25 protein-coding genes and 2 pseudogenes are annotated in these 25671 nt (G+C 69.6%); 10 read left to right on the top strand and 17 right to left on the bottom strand.

Annotated elements, in window-relative coordinates; all coding sequences use genetic code 11:
• Positions 1-172: 172 nt before the first annotated feature.
• The 3 genes from tkt to JHN63_RS17945 form a co-directional block, all read right to left on the bottom strand.
• The gene (gene tkt, locus JHN63_RS17955) at positions 173-2389 is read right to left on the bottom strand and encodes a transketolase (RefSeq protein WP_200682078.1); all 2217 of its coding nucleotides are present in this window, start codon (positions 2387-2389) and stop codon (positions 173-175) included.
• A gap of 69 nt (positions 2390-2458) precedes the next feature.
• Positions 2459-2932, bottom strand: a complete 474-nt coding sequence (locus tag JHN63_RS17950) for a hemerythrin domain-containing protein (RefSeq protein ID WP_200682077.1) — start codon at positions 2930-2932, stop codon at positions 2459-2461.
• A 364-nt stretch (positions 2933-3296) separates the two neighbouring features.
• Positions 3297-4130, bottom strand: coding sequence for a SigB/SigF/SigG family RNA polymerase sigma factor (locus tag JHN63_RS17945; RefSeq protein WP_200682076.1), 834 nt, complete (start codon positions 4128-4130; stop codon positions 3297-3299).
• Positions 4131-4384: 254 nt separating this feature from the next.
• Here JHN63_RS17945 and JHN63_RS17940 point away from each other — a divergent pair, with 254 nt between their 5' ends.
• From JHN63_RS17940 to JHN63_RS17930, 3 genes are all read left to right on the top strand, one after another.
• A complete protein-coding gene (locus tag JHN63_RS17940; protein ID WP_200682075.1) occupies positions 4385-4555 on the top strand; it encodes a DUF5670 family protein in 171 nt (56 codons plus the stop codon).
• Between the two features lie 268 nt (positions 4556-4823).
• Positions 4824-5669: an SDR family oxidoreductase gene (locus JHN63_RS17935; RefSeq protein ID WP_200682074.1), complete on the top strand. Its 846-nt coding sequence runs from the start codon at positions 4824-4826 to the stop codon at positions 5667-5669.
• A gap of 100 nt (positions 5670-5769) precedes the next feature.
• Positions 5770-6645: an alpha/beta fold hydrolase gene (locus JHN63_RS17930; RefSeq protein WP_200682073.1), complete on the top strand. Its 876-nt coding sequence runs from the start codon at positions 5770-5772 to the stop codon at positions 6643-6645.
• A gap of 241 nt (positions 6646-6886) precedes the next feature.
• Here JHN63_RS17930 and JHN63_RS17925 read toward each other — a convergent pair whose 3' ends face one another.
• The 4 genes from JHN63_RS17925 to JHN63_RS17910 all read right to left on the bottom strand — a co-directional run bounded on the left by JHN63_RS17925 (position 6887) and on the right by JHN63_RS17910 (position 10817).
• Entirely contained in the window at positions 6887-8041 is a 1155-nt protein-coding gene (locus JHN63_RS17925) for an aromatic acid exporter family protein (protein WP_200682072.1), read from the bottom strand.
• Positions 8042-8236: 195 nt separating this feature from the next.
• A complete protein-coding gene (locus JHN63_RS17920; protein ID WP_200682071.1) occupies positions 8237-8515 on the bottom strand; it encodes a GlsB/YeaQ/YmgE family stress response membrane protein in 279 nt (92 codons plus the stop codon).
• A gap of 136 nt (positions 8516-8651) precedes the next feature.
• On the bottom strand, positions 8652-10268 hold the full coding sequence (locus JHN63_RS17915) for an NAD(P)/FAD-dependent oxidoreductase (RefSeq protein ID WP_200682070.1): 1617 nt from the start codon (positions 10266-10268) through the stop codon (positions 8652-8654).
• A 69-nt stretch (positions 10269-10337) separates the two neighbouring features.
• Complete coding sequence (locus JHN63_RS17910; RefSeq protein WP_200682069.1) at positions 10338-10817, bottom strand: SRPBCC family protein; 480 nt, start codon at positions 10815-10817, stop codon at positions 10338-10340.
• 239 nt (positions 10818-11056) lie between these two features.
• Here JHN63_RS17910 and JHN63_RS17905 point away from each other — a divergent pair, with 239 nt between their 5' ends.
• The 4 genes from JHN63_RS17905 (at position 11057) to JHN63_RS17890 (ending at position 15426) form a co-directional block, all read left to right on the top strand.
• Positions 11057-13336, top strand: coding sequence for a catalase (locus tag JHN63_RS17905; RefSeq protein WP_200682068.1), 2280 nt, complete (start codon positions 11057-11059; stop codon positions 13334-13336).
• A gap of 188 nt (positions 13337-13524) precedes the next feature.
• Entirely contained in the window at positions 13525-14514 is a 990-nt protein-coding gene (locus JHN63_RS17900; RefSeq protein ID WP_200682067.1) for an iron-containing redox enzyme family protein, read from the top strand.
• 59 nt (positions 14515-14573) lie between these two features.
• The gene (locus JHN63_RS17895) at positions 14574-15224 is read left to right on the top strand and encodes a HemK2/MTQ2 family protein methyltransferase (RefSeq protein ID WP_200682066.1); all 651 of its coding nucleotides are present in this window, start codon (positions 14574-14576) and stop codon (positions 15222-15224) included.
• A 19-nt stretch (positions 15225-15243) separates the two neighbouring features.
• Positions 15244-15426, top strand: coding sequence for a CDGSH iron-sulfur domain-containing protein (locus tag JHN63_RS17890; RefSeq protein ID WP_307781910.1), 183 nt, complete (start codon positions 15244-15246; stop codon positions 15424-15426).
• 168 nt (positions 15427-15594) lie between these two features.
• On the opposite strand, the pseudogene JHN63_RS53945 reads toward JHN63_RS17890, so the two are convergent.
• A pseudogene (locus JHN63_RS53945) lies at positions 15595-15713 on the bottom strand (LPFR motif small protein).
• Positions 15714-15823: 110 nt separating this feature from the next.
• Here JHN63_RS53945 and JHN63_RS17885 point away from each other — a divergent pair.
• Entirely contained in the window at positions 15824-16168 is a 345-nt protein-coding gene (locus JHN63_RS17885; RefSeq protein WP_200682065.1) for a DUF6479 family protein, read from the top strand.
• 68 nt (positions 16169-16236) lie between these two features.
• Here the strand turns inward: JHN63_RS17885 and JHN63_RS17880 are convergent, their stop codons facing one another.
• Both JHN63_RS17880 and JHN63_RS17875 read right to left on the bottom strand, forming a co-directional pair.
• Entirely contained in the window at positions 16237-17223 is a 987-nt protein-coding gene (locus JHN63_RS17880) for a YihY/virulence factor BrkB family protein (RefSeq protein WP_200682064.1), read from the bottom strand.
• 97 nt (positions 17224-17320) lie between these two features.
• Positions 17321-17809, bottom strand: coding sequence for a flavin reductase family protein (locus JHN63_RS17875; RefSeq protein ID WP_200682063.1), 489 nt, complete (start codon positions 17807-17809; stop codon positions 17321-17323).
• 206 nt (positions 17810-18015) lie between these two features.
• On the opposite strand from JHN63_RS17875, the gene JHN63_RS17870 reads away from it, so the two are divergent.
• On the top strand, positions 18016-19194 hold the full coding sequence (locus JHN63_RS17870) for an AI-2E family transporter (RefSeq protein WP_234477294.1): 1179 nt from the start codon (positions 18016-18018) through the stop codon (positions 19192-19194).
• A 77-nt stretch (positions 19195-19271) separates the two neighbouring features.
• Here JHN63_RS17870 and JHN63_RS17865 read toward each other — a convergent pair.
• The 6 genes and pseudogenes from JHN63_RS17865 to JHN63_RS17845 all read right to left on the bottom strand — a co-directional run.
• Positions 19272-19466: pseudogene (locus JHN63_RS17865) on the bottom strand (cysteine hydrolase); the annotation flags it as partial.
• A 346-nt stretch (positions 19467-19812) separates the two neighbouring features.
• Positions 19813-21348, bottom strand: coding sequence for an FAD-dependent oxidoreductase (locus tag JHN63_RS17860; protein WP_200682062.1), 1536 nt, complete (start codon positions 21346-21348; stop codon positions 19813-19815).
• Positions 21349-21980: 632 nt separating this feature from the next.
• Entirely contained in the window at positions 21981-22622 is a 642-nt protein-coding gene (locus tag JHN63_RS17855) for a hypothetical protein (RefSeq protein ID WP_200682061.1), read from the bottom strand.
• 241 nt (positions 22623-22863) lie between these two features.
• Positions 22864-22992 carry an LPFR motif small protein gene (locus JHN63_RS53940; RefSeq protein WP_266775348.1) on the bottom strand — a complete coding sequence of 43 codons (129 nt, stop codon included), beginning with the start codon at positions 22990-22992 and terminating at the stop codon, positions 22864-22866.
• 106 nt (positions 22993-23098) lie between these two features.
• A complete protein-coding gene (locus JHN63_RS17850; protein WP_200682060.1) occupies positions 23099-23665 on the bottom strand; it encodes a type 1 glutamine amidotransferase domain-containing protein in 567 nt (188 codons plus the stop codon).
• A 60-nt stretch (positions 23666-23725) separates the two neighbouring features.
• Positions 23726-24052 (bottom strand): plasmid stabilization protein, encoded by a 327-nt coding sequence (locus tag JHN63_RS17845; protein ID WP_200682059.1) that lies wholly within the window; start codon positions 24050-24052, stop codon positions 23726-23728.
• A gap of 329 nt (positions 24053-24381) precedes the next feature.
• Between JHN63_RS17845 and JHN63_RS17840 the strand changes: the two genes are divergently transcribed.
• On the top strand, positions 24382-24648 hold the full coding sequence (locus tag JHN63_RS17840) for a DUF5133 domain-containing protein (RefSeq protein ID WP_200682058.1): 267 nt from the start codon (positions 24382-24384) through the stop codon (positions 24646-24648).
• Between the two features lie 180 nt (positions 24649-24828).
• On the opposite strand, the gene JHN63_RS17835 is transcribed toward JHN63_RS17840, so the two are convergent.
• On the bottom strand, positions 24829-25605 hold the full coding sequence (locus JHN63_RS17835) for a response regulator (RefSeq protein WP_200682057.1): 777 nt from the start codon (positions 25603-25605) through the stop codon (positions 24829-24831).
• Positions 25606-25671: the final 66 nt, after the last annotated feature.

The raw sequence follows: 25671 nt of genomic DNA, 5'->3' as shown, positions 1-25671 counted from the left end.
CGTCGGGCATCGCGGTGGCGTCGGGCATACGAACCTCCAGGAGGTGCTGGGCATCGGTCGCGCGAGAGCCGCGCGGCCCGCCCGTCCCCTGCGGAGGCGGGCGTTTTGGAGCAGTCCTACGGGCGGGTACCGGGTACGGCGGAAGCCGGACAGACCGTCCGTGTGCGCGCTGTCAGGGACGGTCGCCGGTGCCGCCGTCGGTCGGCGCGGACGTCTGGTGGTGCCCGCCGGGGCGCGGGGCGCGTTCGGCGTCGTGGATGCTGTCGCGGGCGGCTGTGGCGACGGCCTCGGGGGTGATGCCGAACTCGGAGTACAGGCGCTCGTAGTCGGCGGAGGCGCCGTAGTGCTCCAGGCCGACGATCCGTCCGGCGTCGCCGACCACGTCGCGCCAGCCCTGTCCCACCGCGGCCTCGACGCTGACCCGGGCTCGTACGGACGGCGGGAGCACCTCGTCCTGGTAGGCCGGGGGCTGGGCGGCGAACCACTCCCGGCAGGGCATCGACACGACCCGCACAGGGAGACCGTCGGCCGCCAGCAGCCCGCTCGCCTCCAGGGCGATGTGCACCTCGGAGCCGGTCGCCACGAGGATGACGTCAGGCGTGGTGTCGTGTGCGGTGTCGGTGAGGACGTATCCGCCGCGGGCCGCGTCCCGGGCGGGAGCGCAGGCACCGTTGCCGCGGTCGAGGACGGGCACGTTCTGCCTGGTCAGGATCAGCGCGGCAGGGCGGTCCCGGTGTTCCAGGACGGTGCGCCAGCAGGCGGTGGTCTCGTTCGCGTCGGCGGGGCGGACCACGTCGAGGCCGGGGATGGCGCGCAGTGCGGCCAGGTGTTCCACGGGCTGGTGGGTGGGGCCGTCCTCGCCGAGGCCGATGGAGTCGTGGGTCCATACGTAGGTGGTGGGCAGTTTCATCAGTGCGGCCAGGCGGACGGCGGGGCGCATGTAGTCCGAGAAGGTCAGGAACGTGCCGCCGTAGGGGCGGGTCAGGCTCTGCAGGGCGATGCCGTTGAGGATCGCGCCCATGGCGTGCTCGCGGATGCCGAAGTGCAGGGTGCGGCCGTAGGGTCCGCCCTTCCAGTCCTTGGTCTGGCGGTCGGGGGGCACGAAGGACGGCTCGCCGTCCATGGTGGTGTTGTTGCTCCCGGCCAGGTCGGCCGAGCCGCCCCACAGTTCCGGCAGTACCGGGGCGAGCGCGCTGAGCACCTCGCCCGACGCGGCGCGGGTGGCCATCCCTTTGGGGTCGGCGGGGAAGGCGGGCAGGGCCTCGGTCCAGCCGTCCGGCAGCCGCTGCGCCTGAAGGCGGTCCAGCAGTTCAGCCCGCTCGGGATGGGCCGCCCGCCAGGCCCCGAACCCCTCGTCCCACGCGGCATGCGCCTGGCGCCCGCGGTCGGCGGCTTGGCGGGTGCGGGCCAGCACGGCGTCCTCTACGGCGAAGTGCTGCTCGGGGTCGAAGCCGAGCAGCCGCTTGGTCGCGGCGACCTCGTCCTCGCCCAGCGCGGAGCCGTGGGCCTTGCCGGTGTTCTGCTTGGTGGGCGCGGGCCAGCCGATCAGCGTGCGCATCATGATCAGCGAGGGCCGGCCGTCCTCGTCGCGCGCGGCGCGCACCGCGGCCAGCAGGGCGTCCACGTCCTCGACGTACTCGCCCGTGCGTGTCCAGTCGACGGTCTGCACGTGCCAGCCGTAGGCGGCGAAGCGGGCGGGTACGTCCTCGCTGAAGGAGACGTCGGTGTCGTCCTCGATCGAGATGTGGTTGGAGTCGTAGAAGACGACGAGGTTGCCCAGCTCCTGGTGCCCGGCGAGCGACGCGGCCTCGGCGGTGACGCCCTCCATCATGTCGCCGTCGGAGGCGATGACGTAGACCTGGTGGTCGAAGGGACTGCTGCCGGGGTCGGCGTCGGGGTCGAGCAGACCGCGCTCCCGCCGGGCCGCCATCGCCATGCCGACCGCACTGGCGAGCCCCTGGCCCAGCGGGCCGGTGGTGATCTCCACGCCACGGGTGTGCCGGTGTTCGGGGTGCCCGGGGGTGGCCGAACCCCAGGTGCGGTACGCCTCCAGGTCCGACAGCTCAAGGCCGTAGCCGGTCAGGTAGAGCTGGATGTAGAGGGTCAGGCTGGAGTGCCCGCAGGAGAGCACGAACCGGTCGCGGCCCAGCCACTGGTCGTCGGCCGGGTCGTGCCGCATGACGTTCTGGAACAGCAGATGCGCCAGCGGGGCGAGGCTCATCGCCGTGCCGGGATGCCCGTTGCCGACCTTCTGCACCGCGTCGGCCGCCAGCACCCGGACGGTGTCCACCGCCCGCACATCCATCGCGTCCCACCCCGCGCTGTCCGCCACGGGCATCGTCACGGACCGGCCCGATGAGGTCGTGTTGCCGGACTGCTCACTCGTCATGCCGTCGCTCCTCGGAAAGGCCGCTGGTCGGTTCTGCCGTCGTGGCTGCCCTTCGTGGGCGCGTGTCCGTCATTCGTGCGCGCTGGGCACCAGCAGGGGGTCGTGAGGAGCGTCGGGCTTGGCGGCGGCGAGTTGTTCGCCCAGCTCACCCAGCCGGTTGCGGCCGAGAGCGGAGCGGACCTGCGGGAACCACTCCTTCTCCTCTTCCTCGACGTGGTGCCGCACGTTCTCCATGAGGACGGTCATCTTGGCGTCGAAGCGCTCGTCCTCCGGGTCCAGGCCCGCCAGCTCAGACAGCATCCACAGCACGACGTGGTGCTCCTCGACGCTCTCCAGTACGTGATCGGTGGTGTCCGGCACGGCGGCACGGGCGGCGGGGTAGAAGATCTTCTCCTCGATCCAGGTGTGGACCGTCAGCTCCTCGATCACCTTGTCGGCGATCTTCCGCTTGGTCTTGTAGGCGCGGTCCCCGGCCTGCTCGAACTCCTTGAAGAGCTTCTCTACCGTCTGGTGATCTTCCTTCAGCAGCACAATCGCGTCCATGAGCCCGCCTTCGCCTAGTCCGGTATTCCGGGAGCCGATCGGCTCCCAGGGTCCGGCTACCCCCGGCATCGCGTCCGACCCACCTGAAGCGCACCTTTTGCCGGGTTCGGTGATGGTGTCATCGTCGATCTCCGGGGCACCCGTTCTGCACCAGCGCTCAGGAGACAGAACAGGTTCTCTTCCTGCTGTTTCTCCTGATCGCCCTCGTGCTGGGAATCGTCGGGGTGACCGCGAACGGCCTGGGCTACCTGCTGGTGATCGGCATCGCCGTTCTTGTGACGGCCTTGGCCCTCGTCGCCGTGCGCTGGTCCCGGCACTCCGGCAGCCGCCCGTTCGATAGCGGCGACAGCGCGGCAACCAGGGACTACGCGTCCAGGAGACCGGTGCGGAGCTTGGCCAGGATGCGGTTGAGCAGGCGGGAGATCTGCATCTGGGAGACGTTCAGCGCGCTGCCGATCTCGGCCTGGGTCAGCTCCTGCCCGAAGCGCATCTCGATGATGGCCCGCTCCCGCTCGTCGAGTTGACGGAGCAGCGGGCCGAGCGCGTTCAGGTCCTCGAACAGCTCCAGGGCCGGGTCGTCGAGGCCCATGGTGTCCGTGTACGTCGGCCCGCTTTCGCCGGTCTCGGTGTCGCCGCCCGGGGTGTCGATGGAGCCGGCGACATAGCCGTTGGCGGCCATGAGACCCTCGACGACCTCGCCCTCGGTCAGCCCGAGATGGGCGGCGAGTTCCTTCAAGGTGGGGCTGTGGCCGAGCGTGGTGGTGAGTGATTCCTTGCCTTTGGCGAGGTCGACGCGGAGCTCTTGCAGGCGTCGGGGTACGTGGACGGCCCAGGTGGTGTCGCGGAAGAAGCGCTTCATCTCGCCGGTGATGTAAGGAATCGCGAAGGAGGTGAACTCGACCTCGCGCGTCAGGTCGAAGCGGTCGATGGCCTTGATCAGACCGATCGTGCCGACCTGGACGACGTCCTCCATGTCGCCGCTGCCCCGGTTGCGGAACCGGCGGGCCGCGAACCTGACCAGGGACAGGTTCATCTCGATCAGGGTGTTGCGGACGTACTGATACTCGCCGGTGCCCTCTTCCAGCGAGGGCAGCCGGTCCAGGAACAGCCGGGACAGCACACGGGCATCCTTGGGGGCGACCTTGTCGGCGTCCTCGATCCACGGCAGTGCTTCGACGACGTTCACGGTGGGCGTCATGGCGCCGCCTCAGGTGCAACAGCAGGATGAACGCTTTCTGTGCGCTCCGACCGCATCCGTCTCGGCGAGGCCCCGCCAGTCCGTCGGGGGTTGGAACGCTCGGCACGGTGGTTTCCACCACACTACTCCTGGGCTCTCATCCGGCCGCCCGATGGAAAATCCGAATTCCCTGGAATCGCGGAAATACGCGCTCGAAATTCCAGGGCGTGAAGCGGGAAACGCGGGGCAGATGAAGGGGCGGAGGTTGATGAATCATGGTTCCCCTGCTTGTAGTTCTGCTCCTCGCGCTGATCCTTTTCGGCGCCGGTTTCGCTCTCAAGGCGCTGTGGTGGATCGCCGTCATCGTTCTGGTGGTCTGGGCGCTGGGCTTCGTGGTCCGGCCCGCCGGCAGCGGCGGCCGTAAGGGCCGCTGGTACCGCTGGTAAAAAGCGCAGCTCATGGGCCCCGTCGGCCACCGTCGACGGGGCCTTCGGCATGTCATGGCACACACTGATCCGCTGAATTCACCGATCTGGCCGGTAGAGGCGTATTTGCGGGGCAGGAGTATCCGTGCGGCCGGAGCGATCGGTGTTTCGCAGGGACACCCGCGGCCTCCAGCGCCTTCCGTTCCGGCCGCTTTTCGACGGGTGCACGCAGACCAAGGCATCTGGTGTCCGGAGAGACCGGACACCAGAAAGGGAAGGGCGCGACGACATGGCGGGACCGATACTTATCACCGGTGCGGGCAGCGGCTTTGGAAAAGAGGTGGCGCTACGGCTCGCCGCGGTCGGGCACGAGGTGATCGCGGGCGTGGAGATCATCGCCCAGGTCGGCGCGGTACGGGCCGAGGCCCGACAGCGGGGTGCGGAGCTGCGGGTCGAGAAACTGGACGTGGCCGACCCCGGCGACCGGGAGAACGCCTGGACCTGGGGCGTCGAGGTCCTCCTCAACAACGCCGGCGTCTCCGAAGGCGGCGCGACCGCCGACATCCCCGAGGAACGGCTGCGCCGCCAGTTCGAGGTGAACATCTTCGGCCCCGTCCTGCTCACCCAGGGCATCGCCCGGCAGATGGCGGCCCGCCGCAGCGGACGGATCGTCTTCATGTCCTCGGTCGCCGGACTCACCGTCGACCCGTTCACCGGCGCCTACGCGGGCTCCAAGCACGCGGTGGAGGCGTTCGCGGACGCGCTGGACCAGGAACTCGCCGAGTTCGGTGTCACGGTGGCCACGATCAACCCCGGCCCTTTCCTCACCGGCTTCAACGACACCATGTTCGAGACGTGGAAGGAATGGCGCGACAACCCCGCCGACCGTCTCTACGACTACACGGCACTCGCCTTCCCGCACGAGCAGTACGACCCCGAACCGGTCTACGAGCGGACCGTGCAGGTCCTGCTGGGCGAGGACCGCCGCTACCGGCACCTGCTCCCCACTGAACTGGAGCCGCAGGCCCGCGAACAGGTCGATGCCCTGTGGAACCGGCAGCTCAACGACGGGCACCGCCAGCCCCTCGTGCAAAAGGCTTACGACAGCAGCCCCGGAACGCGGGTCGGGTCCTGACTGTTCCACCGACGCCCGGCGTTCCGCCGGTGCGATCGGGAGTGGCGGCAGCGCGCCGACGGCAGGACGCGGTACATGAGCCGAGTGCTGGGGAGGCCAGATGTTCGAGGGTTTCGAGACGGCGCAGGTCGACGTCGGTGAGGCTTCCGTCTTCGTGCGTTTCGGGGGTGCTGGTCCGCCGGTGGTGCTGTTGCACGGTCATCCGCGTACATCGGCGACGTGGCACCGGGTCGCTCCGCTGCTCGTCCAAGCGGGTCACACTGTGGTCTGTCCTGACCTGCGGGGGTACGGGCGCTCCAGGGGTCCGCGCTTCACGGCGGACCACGTGGGTTATTCCAAGCGGGCGGTCGCTGGGGACGTGGTGGCCGTGATGCGCCGCCTCGGACATGACCGGTTCGCGCTGGTCGGGCACGACCGTGGGGGCGCTGTGGCGCTGCGCCTCACGCTCGACCATCCCGAGATCGTCTCGCGAGTGGCGTTCGTGGACTGTCTGCCGGTGACGGAGCATCTGTCGCGGATCACCGCCGAGTTCGCCACCCGGTGGTGGCACTGGTTCTTCTTCGCCCAGCCCGACATCCCCGAGCGAGTCATCACCGCCGATCCCGACAGTTGGTACTGCGGTGACCCCGAGGTGATGGGACGGGAGAACTACGACGAGTGGCGGCGGGCCACGCGCAATCCCGACGTCGTGCGGGCGATGCTTGAGGACTATCGCGCCGGCCTCACCGTCGACCGAGGGCAGGAGGAGGCCGATCGAACTGCCGGTACTCGTATCGCTTGTCCGGCACTGATCCTCTGGTCCCTTCAGGACGACCTGGAAGAACTGTACGGAGATCCGCGCGAGGTGTGGAGCCGGTGGGCCGACGATGTCCGGGGCCACGGCATCGACTCGGGACATCACGTCGCCGAACAGGCGCCCGAAGCGCTGGCATCCGCCCTCGGCGACTTCTTTCAGCGGGGGCCCGGACGGCCATGAGCAGTGGCCACCCGTGGTGCCCTCTCGCGAAAGTCCCCGGGGGCTCGCGGGGAGTGAAGGCACGGCCCGGTCTGCCCGACCCTGGACCTTGCCCGGGTCTGGCTGTGAGCGCCCGTCATGTCTTGGCCGATACGTCTGCCCAGGCGGCTGACGCGAACCCGCTACCACTTTGCCCCGGATCTGTCCGTCGCTGTACCGCACGCCCTCTGGACACGACGATCGCCTTCCTTGTGCCACGGTGTCAGTCCTGCACGAGCTGATCGGCCAGCCGACGTGCCTGGACCAGCAGTGCGCCGTGTGTGGCCAGTGCGTCGGGATCATCGCGGACGGTGCCGGGCAGCTTTCGGTGGAGTTCGTCGAGGCTGCGGCGGAGTTCGTCGACGGCGTCGCGCAGGGCCTTGTGGGCCGGCCGCTCAGTGTCGGTTTCCGCGAATCGGGTCTGGCCGTAGAGCCCGATCGCTTGGGAGGTATGGCGCAGGAAGTCGGCGTAGGGGCCGGTGAGTTGGAGGTCGGTGCGGGCCGCCTCGTCGTCGTGCGCGATCTCCAGCACGGTGCGGGTCACACCGGCGATGTGTACGGCGACCTGGTCCAGGACGGCCAGCGCGTCGTCGTACCCCTTGCCGGGCCGGGAGATGCCGCCCGCGCCGAGCCCGCGGTGATTGCCCCGCATGCTTTCACGGCTCCAGCCGATCGCGGAACGGGCCTGGTCGACCAGGCGTCCCAGCCGCAGCGCGCGCTCGTGCCAGACCCGGGCCGAGTGTTCCTCCCACTCACCGTCGGCGAGCGCCTCGGCCACCGTGGAGAGAATCCGTTCCGCTTCGTCGGCGGCGTCCTTGAGGGCGGCACGGGTGTCACGCAGATACACCGGGGGCCGGACCAGCGCGTTGACCGCAATGCCGACCACCGCGCCGAAGACCGCCTCCGCGATGCGTGCGCCTGAAGTGGCCAGGGAGACCTGGCCGTCCGTCAGGACGAACAGCGCGCCGGTGGCGGCGTAGATGCCCTGGCTGCCCAGGCGTTGCCACTGCGCCAGCAGCAGCACCGCCGGAAGCACCACGGTCATCGAGACCATCGTGCCGCCCAGCACCAACGCGACGGCTGTCGCCACCACCGTGCCCACCGCGATCGCCGCCAGCTGCTGTAGACCGTGCGCGAGTGACCGGTACACCGTCGACTCCACCAGCACGACTGCCATCCACGGAGCGATGAACGCTACCGGCGCCCGCAACCACCACCCGGCCACCGCCCACGCCAGACAGGCCGCCAGCGCCGCCTTGCCGGCCTGCACCGTCAGATCCCGTTCACGCCCCGGCTCCCGCCACGCCCGCCGCACCGCCGACACCGCCGTCGCGCCGTGACGACGAACCACCCCTCCCGCACCACCCGCCCACTCCATGACTCACCAAGTGCCCCGCCGGACACGGTGGATGCGTACCTGTGGCAATCTTCATCGGCGGACGGACGCCGCCGGCCCCTGTCCGGGGCGTCACGCGACCTGGCCCTTCATCGAAGCCCTGGGCACGCCGACGGCTCCCGTTCTGTGAGACAGAAGGGAGCCGTTGAGGTGGTGCGGGCGTGTGCCGTCGGTCGGTCAGGCGTGGCGGTGGGAGCGTCGGTTGCCGGTGACGAGGCGGTAGACGAGAAGCAGGATGAGGGAGCCGACGATCGCGGCGATCCAGGTGGAGAGGTCGAAGAACCCGTCGATGGAGTCGACGCCGAAGATCACCTTGCCGAGCCAGCCGCCGAGCAGACCGCCGACGATGCCGATGAGCATGGTGACGATGATGCCGCCGGGGTCCTTGCCCGGCATCAGCATCTTGGCGATGGCGCCTGCGAGCAGGCCGATGATGATCCACGCGATGATTCCCATGGTGTGTCTCCGCTTTCGTTTCTTCGGACAAAGGCTGTGTCAGCTCTTCGTGTGCGCCGAACAGGCCCGAACAAACGTCTCCCTTCTGGATCGCGGCATCGCCGGTTCCTGATGCGTCAGTTGGGCGTGGGGGCCGTCAGCGCTGGCCTTTGCGGTCGCGGTGAGTCAGTCGGCTCTGGAGGTGGGCGAGGGCACCGGTGCGATGCCCGTGGAGGGCGGCGCGTGCGGCGTTGGCGCCGGGGGCGCCGTGGACGCCTCCGCCCGGGTGCGCGGAGGCGGATGCGAGGTAGAGCCCGGGTACGGGTGTCTCGGGGCGGCCGGTGCCGGGTGTGGGGCGGAAGACGAGTTGCTGGTGCAGGGCGGTGGTGCCGCCGTTGATGGCGCCGCCGTGGAGGTTGGCGTTCATGCTCTCCAGCGTCGGCGGGGCGAGGATGCGCCGGGCTCTGATGAGGCCGCGGAAGCCGGGGGCGTAGCGCTCGACCTGTGTCTCGACACGGTCTGCCATGGCTTCCTGCTCCCGGGCGTCCCAGGAGCCGGTCAGTTTGTCGTCGCCGGCGTCGCCCCGCACGTGGTGCGGTACGTGTGTGTAGGCCCAGGCAGACTCGGTGCCCCGGGGGGAGCGGCTGGGGTCGGTGGTGGTCATCTGCCCGAAGAGGGCGAAGGGTTCGTCGGGGACGTGGCCCGTGGCGATCTGGGCGGCGAAGCGGGTGAGGGCGTCGACGCCCTCCGCGAGATGGACGGTTCCGGCCTCTGCGGCCTCCGGACAGGTCCAGGGCACCGGGCCGTTCAGTGCCCAGTCGACTTTGAAGGTGGCGAAGTCCCACTGGAAGCGTTTCAGGTCGGCGAGCAGCCTCCCGGGGAGGTGCTGTTCCGCGACGAGGGAGCCGTAGAGCGAGGGTGCGGACACGTCGGCGAGGACGGCTCTGCGGGCCACTACCGCTTCGCCGCTCGAGGTGCGGACGCCGACAGCCCGGCCGTTGCGGACGACGACCTCGGTGACCCGCTCCCCGCAGCGGATGGTCCCGCCGAGACGCGTCAGTCGGCGGACAAGCGCTGAGGTGAGCGCTCCGGCGCCGCCGACGGGGACGGGAAAGCCGTAGGTCTGGCCGAGCATGGACATGAGCCAGCCGAAGCCGCCGCTGCCCGCCGCCTCCGGCGCGAGATCCGCGTGCAGGGCGTTGCCCGCGAGCAGGAGCCTGCCGCCCTCCCCGCCGAACTCCTCCTCACCCATGCGCCGGACCGGCAGGAGCATCGTCCTGGCCAGCCGCAACCCGCCCGCCGCCCGCAGCCGCAGCGCCAGCCGGGCCCCGGCGCGGACCGGGGGGAACGGTGTGAACAGGGCGTCGAGGATGCCGGGCCGCAGCGTCTCCCAGACGTCCCGCAGCTCCTTCCACGCGGCTCCGTCCCCGGGGGCGAACGCCTCCAGGCTCGCAGCCGTCTCCTCCAGGTCCCGGCTGAGGACCGCGCAGCGGCCGTCCAGCAACGGGTGGGCCAGCACCTTCGGAGCGTGGCTCCAACTCAGCCCCTCCCGCTCCAGCCGCAGGCCGGCCAGGACCGGGGAGGCGGCGGCGAGAGGATAGAAGGCGCTGAAGAGGTCGCTGGTGAAGTCGGGGTCCACCCCACGGTCGTGCCGGACCGCTCCTCCGGGTTCGTCCTGGGCTTCCAGCACCTCCACGCTCCAGCCCGCGTCGGCCAGGAGGTTCGCGGCGACCAGCCCGTTGGGGCCGGCCCCGATCACTACTGCGTCCGGCATGACTCGCTCCCGGCTCGGTGGGTGGTGCCGCACCCGGTGGTGCGGCTGCCTCCAGCGCTCGGCGCTGGTTCAGGCCGTGTGCGGTCGGGGTCGCCCGGCAGCGGTGCGGGACGGACTCTCGTCGTCCTCGCACAGCTGGGCGAGACGGGCCAGCATCGTGCGGCTGCGCACCTGCTGCACGGCGTCCAGCAGAGGATTGTGCAGGAGTCCGCCCGCACCGCGGAGCGGGTGCTCGTCGAGGATGATCAGCGTCTGCTCACCCCAGGGCCGCAGTTCCATCGCGATCCTCGCGGTCCCCAGCGGCCCGCTGTTCGCCTCCAGTTCAAGGATGGCGGGCGGTTCGCTGCGGCGTACCACGGTCTGGTTGTGCAGGGTGAGCGGCCCGATCCTGATCTCGTAGCGGAGGGCCGCTCCCACCTCGGGCCACACCCCCTCGTCCAGCTCGGCCCGTGAGGTACCGACAACCCAGTCCCCGTAGCGCTCGACGTCGGACAGGATCTTCCAGACGTGCTCGGGAGACTTCTTGATCAAACGGTGTCGTACGGCCATAGGGTCCTCCGCCGTTCGAAATGTCTGGTTCCTTGCGCGTTCCCACCCTGGGCCCGGGTACGCACTCCGGTGCGGGGACGGCAGTGATGAAGTCCCCTGCGGTGCCACCGCGACTGTTCGCCCGATGTGTGTGTCAGCTGTCGTGTCGAGGGGCACTCGGGGGCGGTAGCCGGTGACGGTCAGGCTCGAATGCCGATCGCTTCGCGCATGGCGCCACCCCTCCCACCGATCGGAACCCCATGAGCAAGAAGAAGAACCCCGTGTCGGCCGCCGCGGAGAAGGTCGTGGAGAAAGTCCAGGACGTTGTTCGCGGCGGAAACGAGATTCCCGGTGCTCCGGGCACCCAGGCCCCGCCGGTGGAGGAGCCGACCGAGACGCGGGAGCCGCTCCCGCCCAAGCCCGACCAGCGCGGACCGGACCCCTACAGTCCGACCGGCCAGGAGACCGGAATTCCGCAGAAGTCGGTCGCGCAGGGCGGCGAGCGCCTCACCACCGCGCAGGGCGCGCGGCTGTACGACACCGACCACTCGTTGAAGGCCGGTCCGCGCGGCCCGGTGCTGCTCCAGGACCACCACCTGCGGGAGAAGATCACTCACTTCGATCACGAGCGCATCCCGGAGCGGGTGGTACACGCCCGTGGTGCCGCCGCTCATGGTGTGTTCCGGGGCTATGGCGCCGCCGAAGGGATCAGCAAGGCCGCTTTTCTCGGCGAGGGCGTCGAGACGCCGGTGTTCGTCCGCTTCTCCACCGTCCTGGGTTCGCGCGGATCGGCCGACACCGTGCGCGACACCCGGGGCTTCGCGACGAAGTTCTACACCGGCGAGGGCGTCTTCGATCTGGTCGGCAACAACATCCCGGTGTTCTTCATCCAGGACGCGCTGAAGTTCCCCGATGTCATCCACGCGGGCAAACCGCATCCGGACCGGGAGATCCCGCAGGCGCAGAGCGCGCACGACACGTTCTGGGACTTCGTCACCCTCCACACGGAGGCCACCCACCACACGCTGTGGAACATGTCCGACCGGGGCATCCCGCGTTCCTACCGGATGATGGAGGGCTTCGGTGTCCACACCTTCCGGCTCGTCAACGCCGAGGGCGCCACCACGCTGGTGAAGTTCCACTGGAAGCCGAAGCTGGGTGTGCACTCGCTGCTGTGGGAGGAAGCGCAGATCACCGCGGGCGTGGACCCCGACTTCCACCGGCGTGACCTCGCCGACGCGATCGAGGCCGGGGCGTTCCCCGAGTGGGAGCTGGGCGTGCAGACCTTCCCGGACACCGAGGAGCAGATGTTCGAGGGCATCGACCTGCTCGACCCGACGAAGCTCGTCCCCGAGGAACTGGCCCCGGTCCGCCCGATCGGCCTGATGACCCTGAACGCCAACCCGTCGAACTACTTCGCCGAGACCGAGCAGGTCGCCTTCCACGTCGGACATCTGGTGCCCGGCATCGACGTCACCGACGACCCGCTGCTCCAGGGACGTCTCTTCTCCTACCTCGACACCCAGATCAGCCGACTGGGCGGACCCAACTTCGGGCAGCTCCCGATCAACCGCACGCACGCGCCCGTCAACGACATGCTGCGGGACGGCATGCACCAGACAGCCGTCCACACCGGGGTGGCCCCCTACCACCCCAACTCCCTCGATGGCGGATGCCCGTTCCTCGCCGGCGCGGACACCGGGGCGTACATCGAGGTTCCCGTCGAGGTCCCCGCCGCCCGCAAGGTACGGGACGCGGCGGCCTCCTTCGACGACCACTTCAGCCAGGCCCGGCTGTTCTGGCTCAGCATGTCTCCCACCGAGCGCGAACACATCACCGCCGCCTACACCTTCGAGCTCGGCAAGTGCTGGGAGACGGCGATCAAGGAACGGGCACTGAAGGTGCTCGCCGACATCGACGCGGACCTCTGCGCACACGTCGCGGCCGGGCTGGGCCTTCCGGCGCCCGAGGCGAGCCTCGTGCCCGCGGTGGTCGAACCGAGCCCCGCCCTCTCGCAGCTCGGTGGGGACTGGCCGGTCGAGGGCCGGATCATCGGCATCGTCACCAGCGGTGCGGACGACCTGGACGGCGTACGTGAAGTGCGGCGCGCGGTCCTCGACGCCGGCATGGTTCCGCTGGTCATCGCACCGGCGGGCGGGGTGCTGGACCAGGACGGAGACCCGGTCACCGTCCAGCGCACCTTCGCGACCGCCCGCTCCACCGAGTTCGACGCGATTCTGGTGGCCGGGGCACCGGCTCCCGCCGCCGACGCCTACGGGGCCCGCGATGCCAAGGTCGACGACGACATGGCCGTCGTCACCGCCATCGATCCCCGTCTGCTGCTGATGGTCACCGAGGCGTACCGCCACGGCAAGGCCATCGGGGCCTGGGGCGAAGGAGTCGGCGCCCTGGAGGCGGCCGGGCTGCCCGAGGGGCCCGCCGGTGTGGTGTTCGGTACGACCGCGCCCGCCGTGTTGCAGGCAGTGACCCGTCTGCTCGGCGGACACCGTGCCTGGGGCCGCTTCACCCCTGCCCTGTGACCGGGACGGCCGACTACGAGCCCCTCGACGGCTCCCTCGCGTGACGCCCTGATCCCGATCCGACGCAGGGGCAGTTGCTTTCCTCGCCCCCTGGCCATGAACTCGGCCAGGGGGCGACGGGCAGCCGGGGCAGTCACCGCCCGGACCGGCTTACGTGAGAGCTTCTCGATCACGGGTACCCGGTGTTCATGAACGACATAACGCCGGAACCGGCCTTGCCGTCCGCTCGTGGTCGGATCTCGGCGGCGATCATCGCGTACCTGCGGAGTACGGGACCGCTTCCGCACAGCCGGGAGATTCTCACCGCCGCCCCGCTTGGAGACGATCTCCAGCTCGCCCTGTACCTCTGCTACGAGCTGCACTACCGGGGATTCGCGGACGTCGACGCCGACCGTGAGTGGGACCCCGACCTGCTCAGAGTCCGGGCGGCTCTGGAACGACCCTTTCTCGACACTCTCCGCGACGCCGCGACCGTCCACAAGCACACCGACGAGGCACTGGAGGAACTGCTCGTCGAACCCGTCGACGGCTCGGGCGTCAGCCACTTCCTGCGGGACGAGGGAGAACTGTGGCAGATACGCGAGTACGCGGCGCAGCGCTCGCTCTACCACCTCAAGGAGGCCGACCCGCACGCCTGGGTGCTGCCCCGGTTGTGGGGGCGGGCGAAGGCGGGCATGGCGGCCGTGGAGTTCGACGAGTTCGGCGCGGGCCGCGCGGACCGCGTGCACGCCCGTCTCTTCGCCGATCTCATGGCCGACCTCGACCTGGACACCGCCTACGGCCACTATCTCGACGCGGCAGGCCCCGAGGCCCTCGCCACCGTGAACCTGATGTCCCTCTTCGGCCTGCACCGCGCCCTGCGAGGCGCTCTGGTCGGCCATTTCGCCACCGTCGAGATCACCTCGTCCCCGGGTTCACGTCGCCTCGCCCAGGCCATGCGGCGCACCGGGGCCGGACCGGCCGCCGAGCACTTCTACGACGAGCACGTCGAGGCCGACGCCGTGCACGAACAGGTCGTACGCCGGGACGTCGTGGCGGGTCTGCTCGCAGAGGAGCCGCACCTCGACGGCGACGTCGCCTTCGGCGTGGACGCCACCACGTATCTCGAAGACCGCCTCGCCGAGCACCTCCTCGGCGCGTGGCGAGCGGGGGAGTCGTCGCTGCGCATGCCTGCCTGACCGCCGTTCCGATCACGAACAGGTTCTGCGGTATCCGCGAGAACCGGAGACGACACCCCATGACCACGGTCACTCTGCCCGGCGTCTACACCCCGCAGGACGACACCGACCTGCTCATCCGATGCCTGCGTGACGAAATCCTTCCCCCGCACGCCGAAGTCCTCGACGTCGGCACGGGAACAGGTGCCGTCGCCCTGGCGGCGGCCCGACTCGGCGCCCGCGTCACGGCGATCGACATCTCCTGGCGAGCGGCTCTCAACGCCAAGGTCAACGCGCTGCTGGCGCGTGTCGCGATCCGGGTCAGACGTGGCGACCTGCTGGCGCCCGTCTCGGGCAGGTCCTTCGACCTCATCCTCTCCAACCCGCCGTACGTGCCGGCTCCCACCGCCGCGTGCCCCCGGCGGGGCGTGGCGCGGGCCTGGGACGCGGGACACGACGGCCGCCTCGTACTGGACCGGATCTGCGAGGACGCCCCCGGACTGCTGAAGCCCGGAGGAGTGCTGCTCGTGGTCCAGTCCGCGCTGAGCGACCCGGAAGAGACGCTGCGCCGGTTGCGGGCGGCAGGCTTGGACGCCGGAATCGAGGAACACCGCAGCGTCGCCTTCGGCCCCGTCCTGCGCTCCCGCAGCGGCTGGCTGCGCGACCGCGGCCTGATCGAGGACGATGCCGAGAAGGAAGAGCTGGTGATCATTCGTGCTGTACGACTCTGATAAGCGACGCTGCCGCATAGTGGCCCGGCGCGCGGGACCCCTGCTGGTCGAGGGCCCGGTGGACGTCACGCTGGAGGACGGCACCACCGTGTCGTCCGACCGGTTCTGTGTCGCCCTGTGCACCTGCCGGCGGAGCCGCACCTACCCGTGGTGCGACACCAGTCACCGCCGGTCCGAGCCGCCTGGTCCGCACCTGTCCTGATCGGCTGGGTTTGTTCGCGGCTCGGACGTGTACGCGCAGTAGATGACCGAGTTGAAGATGGAGGCAGAACGGAAGTCACGACGTTCGCACCCGGAACAAGATCCCGTTGATCACTCTGCGGTGATCGCTCCGCGGGACCGTGCGCCGAACTCCTCGGCGTCGACGTCGTCAGTGCGCCGAGCGCGAGGCTCCGCCGAACAGCCGGGCAAAGGCCCCGAACGTCAGTGTCACGACGGTGGCGATCGCGCCGCCGATGCTGCGGACACGTCTGCGATGGCACGCAACATGAAGTCCTCCAGGGGATACGTCTTGAGGGCCTCGGCATCGGGTGCCCACGAGGTGCCGGGCACGCCAGGTGGGCGAGATTCTCCCGGTGCCCCCGGGGTACCCGGCAGTGATGAACACACCGAGCATGGAAGTGGCCGCGTCGAGTGGAGCGGCCCTCGGAGTCTTTCCGGCGGTCGTCGGCTTGATCCTCGTCGTCGGGCTGATCTGGGCCGTACGGCTCGGAATGAAGGCCCGTCGGCGGGAGTCCGCGCCGCCGCACCCGGAGGAGCAGCCCCGGCTGCCGGAGTCCGGGCCGACCGGCGAGATCCAGGAGATGCGCGAGCCCGACGAGGTACCGCGCGCGAAAGACGAGAGCGAGCGACTCACCCCGCACCAGCTGTCCGGCGGTGGGACGTCGGGAAGCAGGCGCAGCGAGGACCAGAAGCGCCGGCGTTGGGGCTCGGGTTCCGCCTGATCACGGGTTCCGTCTACAGCGACGAGGCGACATGCGTCCGCTCGCCAACTCCCCCGTCACGAGCGGCGTCACTCCGTCCGGCGGTGGTCTTCCTCGCTCCAGGCTCGGGTGTCACGGGGCGGGAGATACGGCTCTTCGCCCTTCGGGAGCCCTCCGGCCACGGCACGCTGGCGGGACAGCTCCGCGTCGAATTCGAGGCCCAGCAGAACCGCTATGTTGCTGATCCACAGCCAGATCAGGAAGACGATCACGCCGGCGAGCGTGCCGTACGTCTTGTTGTACGACGCGAAGTGGGCGACGTAGAACGCGAAGCCCGCCGAGGCGAGCATCCAGACGAGCAGGGCCAGCACGCTGCCCGGGGTGATCCAGCGGAAGCCTCGGCCCTTCACGTTCGGTGCCGCCCAGTACAGGATCGCGATCATCGCCATGACCAGGATGACCAGTCCCGGCCACTTCGCGATCGACCACACCCTCAGGGTGGCGTCCCCGATGCCGAGCGCCGAGCCGGCCGCGCGAGCGAGGCTGCCGGTGAACACCACGATGAGCGCGCTGATCACCGTCAGGACGAGCAGCACCACCGTGACGCCGACCCGGATCGGCAGCACCTTCCACACGGGGCGGCCCTCGGGCATGTCGTAGACGACGTTGGCGCTGCGGATGAACGCGGCGATGTAGCCGGAGGCCGACCAAACGGCGACGACGATGCCGACCACGGCCACGACGGAGCCGAGGCCGCCGGTGGTGTGGAGCTGGCGTACGGCGTCGCCGATGATGTTCCGGGCCGAACTCGGCGCCAGTTTCTCGATGTTGTCCAGGACCTGCTGGGTCGTCGACTTGCCGGCGATGCCGAGCAGGGAGACCAGGACCAGCAGCGCGGGGAAGAGCGAGAGAACCCCGTAGTACGTCAACGCGGCGGCCCGGTCGGCGAGTTCGTCGTTCTGGAACTCCTTGACCGTGCCCCTGAGCACCGCCCACCACGACCGCTTCGGCAGTTTGCTGGGCCTGTCGGGCGAGTTGCGCTCTACCCGCTGTCCGGGTCCGGGTGTCGTTGGCATACCACTGGGGTATCCCGCCGCGGCTCGACCATGCGCCGCCGCCGCTGTCGCCTTGGCCCTCCCGGCCGTTGAGGATTCCTGGCACAACCGGCGCCGCTCAGTCTGCCGGGTGGCCCGGAGTGATGGTGTGGGCGTCGTGGAGCGTCAGCAGAGGGGTGCGGCCGGTCGCGCGATTTTCCGCCGTCTCCGGCGCGAGCAGGAAACCGACGTGGTCGCCGCCGTCGACCCGGTTCTCCACCCGGCCCACGAACCAGGCGGGGGCCTCGTCGAGGATCAGTGATCCGCCCGGACCCGTGTGCCACGGGACGTCCGTGAACTTGTCGGTACGGTCGCCGGTCTCGCCGCCGAAGAGCCGGGCCAGCCGGTCCTGGTCGCGGCGGAGGAGATGCACCGTGAGGCGTTCGGCGCGCTCGGCGACCCGGTACGTCCGGTTGGCCCTGGACAGCCAGACCATGAACCGGGCGGGCGCGATCGAGCACTGCGAGGCGAATCCGACCAGGCAGCCGGCTCTCTCCCCGTCGGCCTCGGCGGTCACGACGTACATCGGGTAGTCGAGCAGGTCGGTGAAGGGATCGAGATCGGGCACGGTGTTCGGCTCCCGCCACAAGAGATCGGATGTCCGCCAAGCGTTCCCCGGTTCCGTGTGCCGATCGGCGCGCGACGCGCTGGGCGGTGCACGGACGCGGTACGACCGGACTCCCTGGGTACCCGGGACACCCACGCCCATTCGAGGCTACGAGGCCATCCAGCCATCTGTTCGAGGCCACGAGGCCGTCTAGGAGAGTCGTCGCGATGTCTGCCCAGTCCGAGCCCGAGTCCGTCCGGGACGAGCACGCAGTTCCTGAAGGGACGGACGTGAACGGCTCCGACCCCGGCCCGGTGGACGCCGTAGAGGAGTCCCGGAAGGCGCCGCAGCGGCCCCCGCCCGGAGATTCACGCGGCGGACGTGGACGGTCGTGGGTGACGGTCGGGTTCGCGCTGGGACTGGGGGCGAGTCTGGCGTGGCTGGCCGTGCAGACCGTCATGCGGGTCAGTTCGATGCTGACGCTGCTCCTGCTGGCCGTGTTCATCGCGATCAGTCTGGAACCGCTGGTCGTGTGGTTCACGCGCCGGGGGCTGCGGCGCGGCTGGGCCGTGGCGATCGTGCTGACCGGCTTCATCGTCGTACTCGGAGGATTTCTGGCCCTGGTCATTCCGCCCGTGGCCAAGGAGATCGGCGCGCTGGTGGACGCGGTGCCCGGCTGGCTGGAGCAGGTCCACAATCACCAGTCGACGATCGGTCGCCTGGAGGACCGCTACCACGTGGTCGAGAAGGCGAAGGAGCAGATCGGCTCGGGAAGCGGGGCGTCCGGCCTGGCGGGAGGTGTCCTGGGCGCGGGTCAGATCGTCTTGAGCACCGTCACGTCCACGGCGATCGTGATCACGGTGACTCTGTACTGCATGGCGGCACTGCCGACCATGAAGCAGTTCGGCTATCGCTTCGTGGCGGCCAGTCGCCGTGAGCGCGTCGAGGGCGTGGCCGAGGAAATCATGAGCCGCATCGGCAAGTTCATGCTCGGCAACCTCGTCACCTCCGGTATCGCGGGCGTGGCGACCTTCGGCTGGTGCGTGGCCACCGGTGTCCCGTACCCAGCCGCGCTGGGCGTCTTCACCGCCCTGATGGACCTGATCCCGATCGTCGGCTCCACCCTCGCAGGAATCGTCGTCAGCCTCGTCGCGCTCTCCCTGTCCCTGCCCATCGCGATCGCGACCGCGGTCTTCTACGTCGTCTTCCGCGTCGCCGAGGACTACCTCATCGTGCCCAGGGCCATGAAGTTCGCGGTCGACGTCCACCCGTTGGTCACCGTTCTCGCGGTGCTGGTCGGTGGGGCGCTCCTCGGCATCATCGGCGCCCTCGTCGCCATCCCGGCGGCTGTCGCCGTCGGCCTGGTCCTCGACGAGTACGTGTTTCCCAAGAAGCAACGCACATGACGCCGTACTCCATGCCCCCTGGGATGCCTCCGATGGTTGCCGGGATTCCGGGTGCCCGAGGACCCGAGGGGCGGCGTAGGGCTGGCCAGCGCGATGTCGAGGAGTTCGCCGTGGTGGGAGCGCCACAGGCCGAAGGCGCTGTTCGCATAGATCACCGGGACGTTTGCCTTGCGGGCCGCGTCGATCAGTTCGGCCAGGACGGGCACGACGCGTCGGACCGACAGCACGAGGAGTTCGGCGCCCTCGTGGTCGTACGTGTTGATCACGTCGATGACTACGAGAGCGAGCCCTGTGGTTCTTCCCCCCGGGCGTGGTCTGTCCGCCGATCTGAGGAATAAGGGCAGGAGGCCGGTCAGTCCTCGCCTCGGACAATGTTCCCCTCCGCGCTCGTGCGCACCGTGGCGGGGGATCCGTTGCTGTCCACTGCGGGAACGCATGTGCGTACGCCTTTGCCGCGGCGGTGACGGGCCTTCGACCAGCCTGTCCTGGCCACCTTCAGGGCTTTCTGTTTGACGGTGCGCGCGGTCACGGCGGTTCAACTTCTCTCTGCGTCGGTCGAACTCTCGATGGGGTGTTCACCGGGTTCCCGTGGGCAACGGGCGTGAAACGCCGCGCCGTTCAGATGTCGCGCTTCTCCAACGGCCGTACGGCCGGGCCTTGGAGGATCTGTCCGTCTGGGGCGAAGCGGGAGCCGTGGCACGGACATTCCCACGCCTGCTCCGCGCTGTTGAAGGCGACAATGCAGCCGAGGTGGGTGCAACGGGCCGAGACCGCGTGGAGCTGGCCGTTCTCGTCGCGGTGAACGGCGCATTGCCTGCCGCCCGTCCGGATCACGAAACCCTCGCCGCGAGGGATGTCCTCCGGTGCCGGCGCCGGGCTTGTCAGGGCCGGTAGCCGGTCGCCGACGAAGTGCCGTGCCACGTGGGCCTGTTGCTTCAGGAACGACCCGCCTTCGCGGATCACGGAGGTCAGGCGGCGCGGATCGTAGAGGCCGCTCCACTCGCACTCGCGTCCGCGGACGAGGTCGCTGAGCAGGCCACCCGCCATGATGCCGCCGCTCAGCCCCCAGCCGCCGAAGCCGGTGGCGACGTAGGTGTGCCGGCTGCGGGCGTGGAGCGGTCCGACGAGGGGCACGGAGTCGGTGGAGTCATTGTCCTGCGTTGCCCAGCGGTGCGTGAGCGTGAGCCCGGGGAAGTGGCCCTCGGCCCAGGCGGACAGCCGGGCGAAGCGTTCCTCGACGTCGTTGGCACCGGGAGTGAAATGTTCCCCGGTGACGATCAGCAGGCGTTTGCCGTCGCCGTACGGTGCGCTGCGCACCGAGCGCGTGGCCTGCTCGGGGGTGATGTACATGCCGCGCGGGGCCAGGGCCTCGTCGACGGTGCCGGCCACCACCAGTTCCCGCCTCGGGGAGAGCCTGGTGAAGAGCAGGGCCCGGTCGAACACGGGGTAGTGCGTGGCCACCACGACCTCGCGGGCGCGCACCGACACTCCGGTGTCGGTCGTCAGCACGCAGGGTTCGCCCTCGCTGAGACCCACGACCCGCGTGTCCTCGTACACGGCACCACCGCACCGGCGCAGGTCGTCCGCGAGCGCCAGCAGGTACTTCCGGGGGTGGAACTGGGCCTGGCCCGTCACCCGGACCGCGCCGGCCACCGGGAAGGGAAGGTCGGTCTCCGTGACGAAATCGGCGGGCAGCCCCGCCTCCCGTGCGGCCTCCGCCTCGGCCCGCAGCTCCTCGACGCCTCGCGGGTCCTCGGCATAGGTGAAGGCCGCCGCCTCCTCCCACTCGCAGTCGATGTCCAACTCCTCGACGATCTCGGCGGCGTGGCGGATCGCGGCGGACTGCGAGCGCGCGTACAGCCTGGCGCCCTCGGGGCCGCGGGTGTGGCGGAGATGGTCGTAGACGAGCGTGTGCAGGGCGGTCAGCTTGGCTGTCGTGTGCGCGGTGACGCCAGCGGCGAGCCGTCCGGCCTCCAGTACGGCCACCTCGCGTCCCTGCCGGGTCAGTTCCCAGGCGGTGCTGAGTCCCGCGATGCCGGCGCCGATGACCGCGACGTCGACGGAGAGGTCATGTGACGGCGGGGGAGCGGGGGGTCCGGTGGGCGGTGTGGTCTCCAGCCAGTACGAGCCCTTGGTTTCTGCCTTGGAGTTCATGGTCGCCGAGTTCCCTCATGGCGATGGGATACGCGAAGTCGCACCGGGAGTCGTCCACACGGTGCTACTCGGCAGTATCGGCGCCCTTCCGGCGCCCGTCGCCGTCGGCTTCCTCGACGAGTACGTGTTTCCCAAGAAGGAACGGAGATGACGGCGTGATGCGCCAGGGATGTCCTCCGCCTTCGCCGCCTTCCGGGCGGGTTGGTGTGGCGAAAGCGAACAGCTGTGCGCTGCCCGCGATGTCGCGTAGGGCGGTAGTGCGTCCTTGACCCCGGCGCTTTTTGTCGTTGGACGGCGTCAACCTCCGGTAAGTGGACCGCCTCTCTCCTGGAGTGTCCAGGCGGCCGACCGTCCGGCTCAGCCACCGTCCTCTCGGCAAGCTCGTTGCTCACCCCTCCGACCGCGCCCCGCGCCAGTGCACCATCACGGTGACTTTGGTACGGGTCCGGGAAGCCGAGGCGCCGTGTCTGTAGTGCGTGCGATGGTCGGATACCGGCCCAATGGCCGGGCGACCATCGTCTTGGAGGGTGAGATCGACCTGTCTACAGCTCCCGCCGTCCAGGCGGCCCTGGCCACCTGCCGGGCCAACAAGGCGACGGCGGGGCTCGCTGGTTGAGCGGATGGGAACACCGTCAGTGCAGGATGCTGACCGCGCGGGCGATCACGAGGAGCGAGGTGAGGAGGGCGGTGACGCTCTCCACGCTCATCAGGAACTTGGCGCGGGTGGAGAGCGGCATGGTGTCCGTGGGGCTGAAGGCGGTGGAGTTGGTCACCGACACGTAGAGGTAGTCCATCAGTGTGGGTACCCAGTCGGCTGTTTTGCTGGAGCCGTCGGAGACTTCCTGGACGGCGCCGGCGTTCTCGTCCTGAGAGAAGCGAAAGTCGGCCAACGGCAGTGATTCGCGCGGTACTTGGGTCCGGCTGACGGGGCCGCCCCGGTCCAGCTCCCAGTAGGCCAGGCCGAAGACGATGATGTTGGTGAGCCAGATCTGCAACGAGGCCACCAACAGCTCCCGGCCGTCCTTGACTCCGGCGGACACCAGCTCATGGACCAGGATTCCGAGAGCGAAGAGGTTGCTGGCCCCGATCAAGGCGACGAGTGTCAGCGACAGCACGCGGAACGCCCGCGTCTGTCGCGTCAGCCGGCGCGGGTTGATCGCTATGAGGGGGATGAGCAGCACGCACTCCAGGGCGGGCAGGACGTAACGGGGGGCGATCAGGAGCTGCTGGGGCAGGAAGAGGTAGAGCGCGATGGCGACGAGTGTCGCTGCCACAGCCGGCAGCCGAGGTTCTCCGCGGCGTTCGTGCCGGGGGTGTCTGAAACGGGCTTCTTCACGTGATCGCGGCATGACTGGTCCTCCACCTCGTCCTCACCTGGGGCATGGAAAACGGCGCATCGGTCTGCGGAGGCCCGGGCCACTTCCACGGGGACGCCCGCGTGCGAGGACGTCCGGCAGTACCGGATCACTGTGCGCGCCGCTCTCCAGTTCGGGCAGACGACGCGCATCGGTGTTCTCAGTGATGTCCGTGTGCGCTGTCGGAGGCGCCGCCGAAGAGCCGGGCGACGGCGCGGAAGGGCAGCGTGACGACGGTGGCGATCGCGCTGCCGATCGACCGCAGCACGTCGGCGATGGCTTTGAGCATGGCGGAGTCCAATCGTTGAGAAGGGCGTCCCCGAGCGGGGAGCGCAATCCTGGGCCGGTCGGTCCGGCAGGGAGGGCGGCTGCCCGGCGCGGGTCGGATCGGTGGTTCAGGACCCGATGAGGGCCTTGCTGATCGCGTCGAGGAAGGCGTCGAGGTCCTTGGGTGTGCGGGAGGTGACCAGGGTGTAGCCGCCCTCGGTGTCGCTGACCACGGGCTCGTCGACCCAGGACGCGGCTCCGGCGTTGCGGATGTCGGTGCGCAGCGAGGCGTAGGACGTCAGCGTTTTGCCCCGGACGACGTCCGCTTCGACCAGGGCCCAGGGGCCGTGGCAGATGGCGGCGATGGGGCGGCCCGAGGTGGCGAACGCCTTGACGATGGCGAGGGCCTTGTCGTCGAGGCGGAGCTGGTCGGCGTTGAGGGTGCCGCCGGGGAGCAGCAGGAGCTGGTGGTCCCCGGGGTCCACCACGTCGAAGGTGGCGTCGGGCTTCACGGTTTCGCCGGGGTCCTTGTCGCCGACCAGGGTGCGGATGGGGTCGGCCGTCGCCGCGGCGACGGTGATGTCCGCTCCGTCCTCGCGCAGCCGTGCGAGCGGTACCAGCAGCTCGTCCTGTTCGACCCCGTAGTTGGTGACGAGCGCCAGTACACGGTGGCCGTTGAGGGGCCTGTCAGCCATGGGGATGCGCCTTTCTTCGTGGCGGGTCGCGAGACCAGGGGGCCGCGACGTATGCGACGGTCAGTGGCCGAGTGCCTTGGCTAGTTGCTGCTTGTTCATGGAGGAGCGGCCGTGGATGTTGCGCTTCCGGGCCTCCTCGTACAACTGGTCCCTGGTGGGACTCACCGGGCCTCGGTGCGAGCGCTCGCCTCCCCGCTGCGAGGCGGATTTCTTGTCCTGGGTGGAGACCTTGCCCGGCTGCTTCGCCTCGCCGGAGCGGGCCCGTTCCTTGTTGACCGTCCGCGCGGCGATCTCCTTCGCGCGCCCGGTGGACGCTCCCCGCTTCTCCGCACTGTCCTTGATGTGCTCGTACTGCCGTTCCCGCTTGGGGCTGGAACCTGCCGGCATGACCGCTCTCCTCACTTCGGGACCAACGTGGGGGGACGTACGTCCTCACTCCTCGGGTGCTCCGTACGGGGCGAGTCACACTCGCTTCCACCTCTTCCAGTGCACGCTGTCCCGCCGGGCCCCGCGACCGAGAGCGCACCGGGTGGCGGAGAGGGCCGGTGCGTGCGCTCCGGTGGGGACACGGAGGCCGCCGAGCTGACCGATGTCCAAGCTCAGACAGCCGGAGGAGCCGCGACTCCAGCACTTCCGCGGGGCGGCGCTGCGCAAGAGCGGCTATGCGCGCACACTTCCCGGAGAGGAGAGGACTACCGCACAGGAAGAGGGCCTTCATGATCACTCCAAAGCCCCAGGTTCTGCGCATCCTGCTGTCGCGTTACGCGGAAGCGCGCATCATGCAGTTCGAAAGCGACACCGCTGAGAACCGGCACAGACTGGACGACATGACCCACGCCCTGTGTGTCACCACCGGGGTGCACACCATTGAGCACGCCCTCGCCCTCGCGGATGACCTGCTCCAAGAACAGCGCCGGAGCGCAGAAGCTCCGGGCACCGGCCGCCCGGACACCGATCGGGCCTTCCCGGCTCCGGCCGCCTGAAAGGCTCACTAGCCCGGCGGCGTATCCGCTGCGCAGAGGCCGAGCCGGCTTCACGAGTACGTGCCTGCCCCGGCGACGCGACGGAGGCGTGTCCGCCGGTCGGTTCGGCCTTACGGCCCGGGGAAAGTCCTGGCTGCCGGGTATTGACCCGACCGACAGAAAAACGGGAAGGAACAGCTGTCAGCCGCGGGGCGGGCGGGTGACGGTGTCGAGGTAGAAGGCGTCGATGCTCTGGACGGCGTGCTCGAACTCGTCCAGGTTGACGGGCTTGCTCACGTAGGCGTTGGCATGGCTGCTGTACGCGCCGGCGACGTCGTCGGGGGCGGTGGAGGTGGTGAGCACGACGACGGGGATGGTCTGGAGGTTCTCGTCCGTCTTGAGGATCCGCAGGAGGTCGCGTCCGTTCATCCGGGGCATGTTCAGGTCCAGGACGATCAGGTCGGGGCGTGCGCTGGTGGCGCTGCGCAGATGTTCCAGTGCGGCGACTCCGTCGGTGACCTGGACCAGGTTGCGGGCGCCGCGTTCGCTGAGGGCTTCCTCGATGAGCAGGGCATCGGCCATGTCGTCTTCGACGAGGAGGACGTCGAAGGGCCGTGCGGGGGTGGTCATCATCGGATGCTCCAGGGGCGTTTCGTGAGAGTGGTTGAAGAGTCCTGGCCAGCGGCGCCGGGCACCTTGGCGGGTCAGGCCACAGGCGGCACCGATCTGCGGATAGCCGGCGCCCGCACGGGCCGCGGACACGGCCGCGTCCCGTTGGAGACGTTCGGCGGCCCGCTGGAGCTGGTCCAGCAGATGCAGCAGGGTCAGTGCCGATGCCGCCGGATCCCCCTGAGGTGCGGACGGGGCGTCGTCCCGCAGTTGAAGGGAGAGACGCCTGGCAAGTCGGTCGACCGCGGCGTCCGCGACGGCTGCCGTCTCCTCGGGGGTGGTCTGCAGAGCGAAGTCCTTGCCGGGCATGGCCCGCACCCTAGGCCCCCGGCCGGTCGTACGACAACAACGGTTGTCGCACACCCTTCCTCTACA

The sequence above is a fragment of the Streptomyces sp. MBT65 genome (assembly GCF_016612545.1).
Lineage (GTDB): Bacteria > Actinomycetota > Actinomycetes > Streptomycetales > Streptomycetaceae > Streptomyces.
Note: the sequence above shows the minus strand (reverse complement) of the source record. Positions and strands in the feature narration are given on the sequence as shown.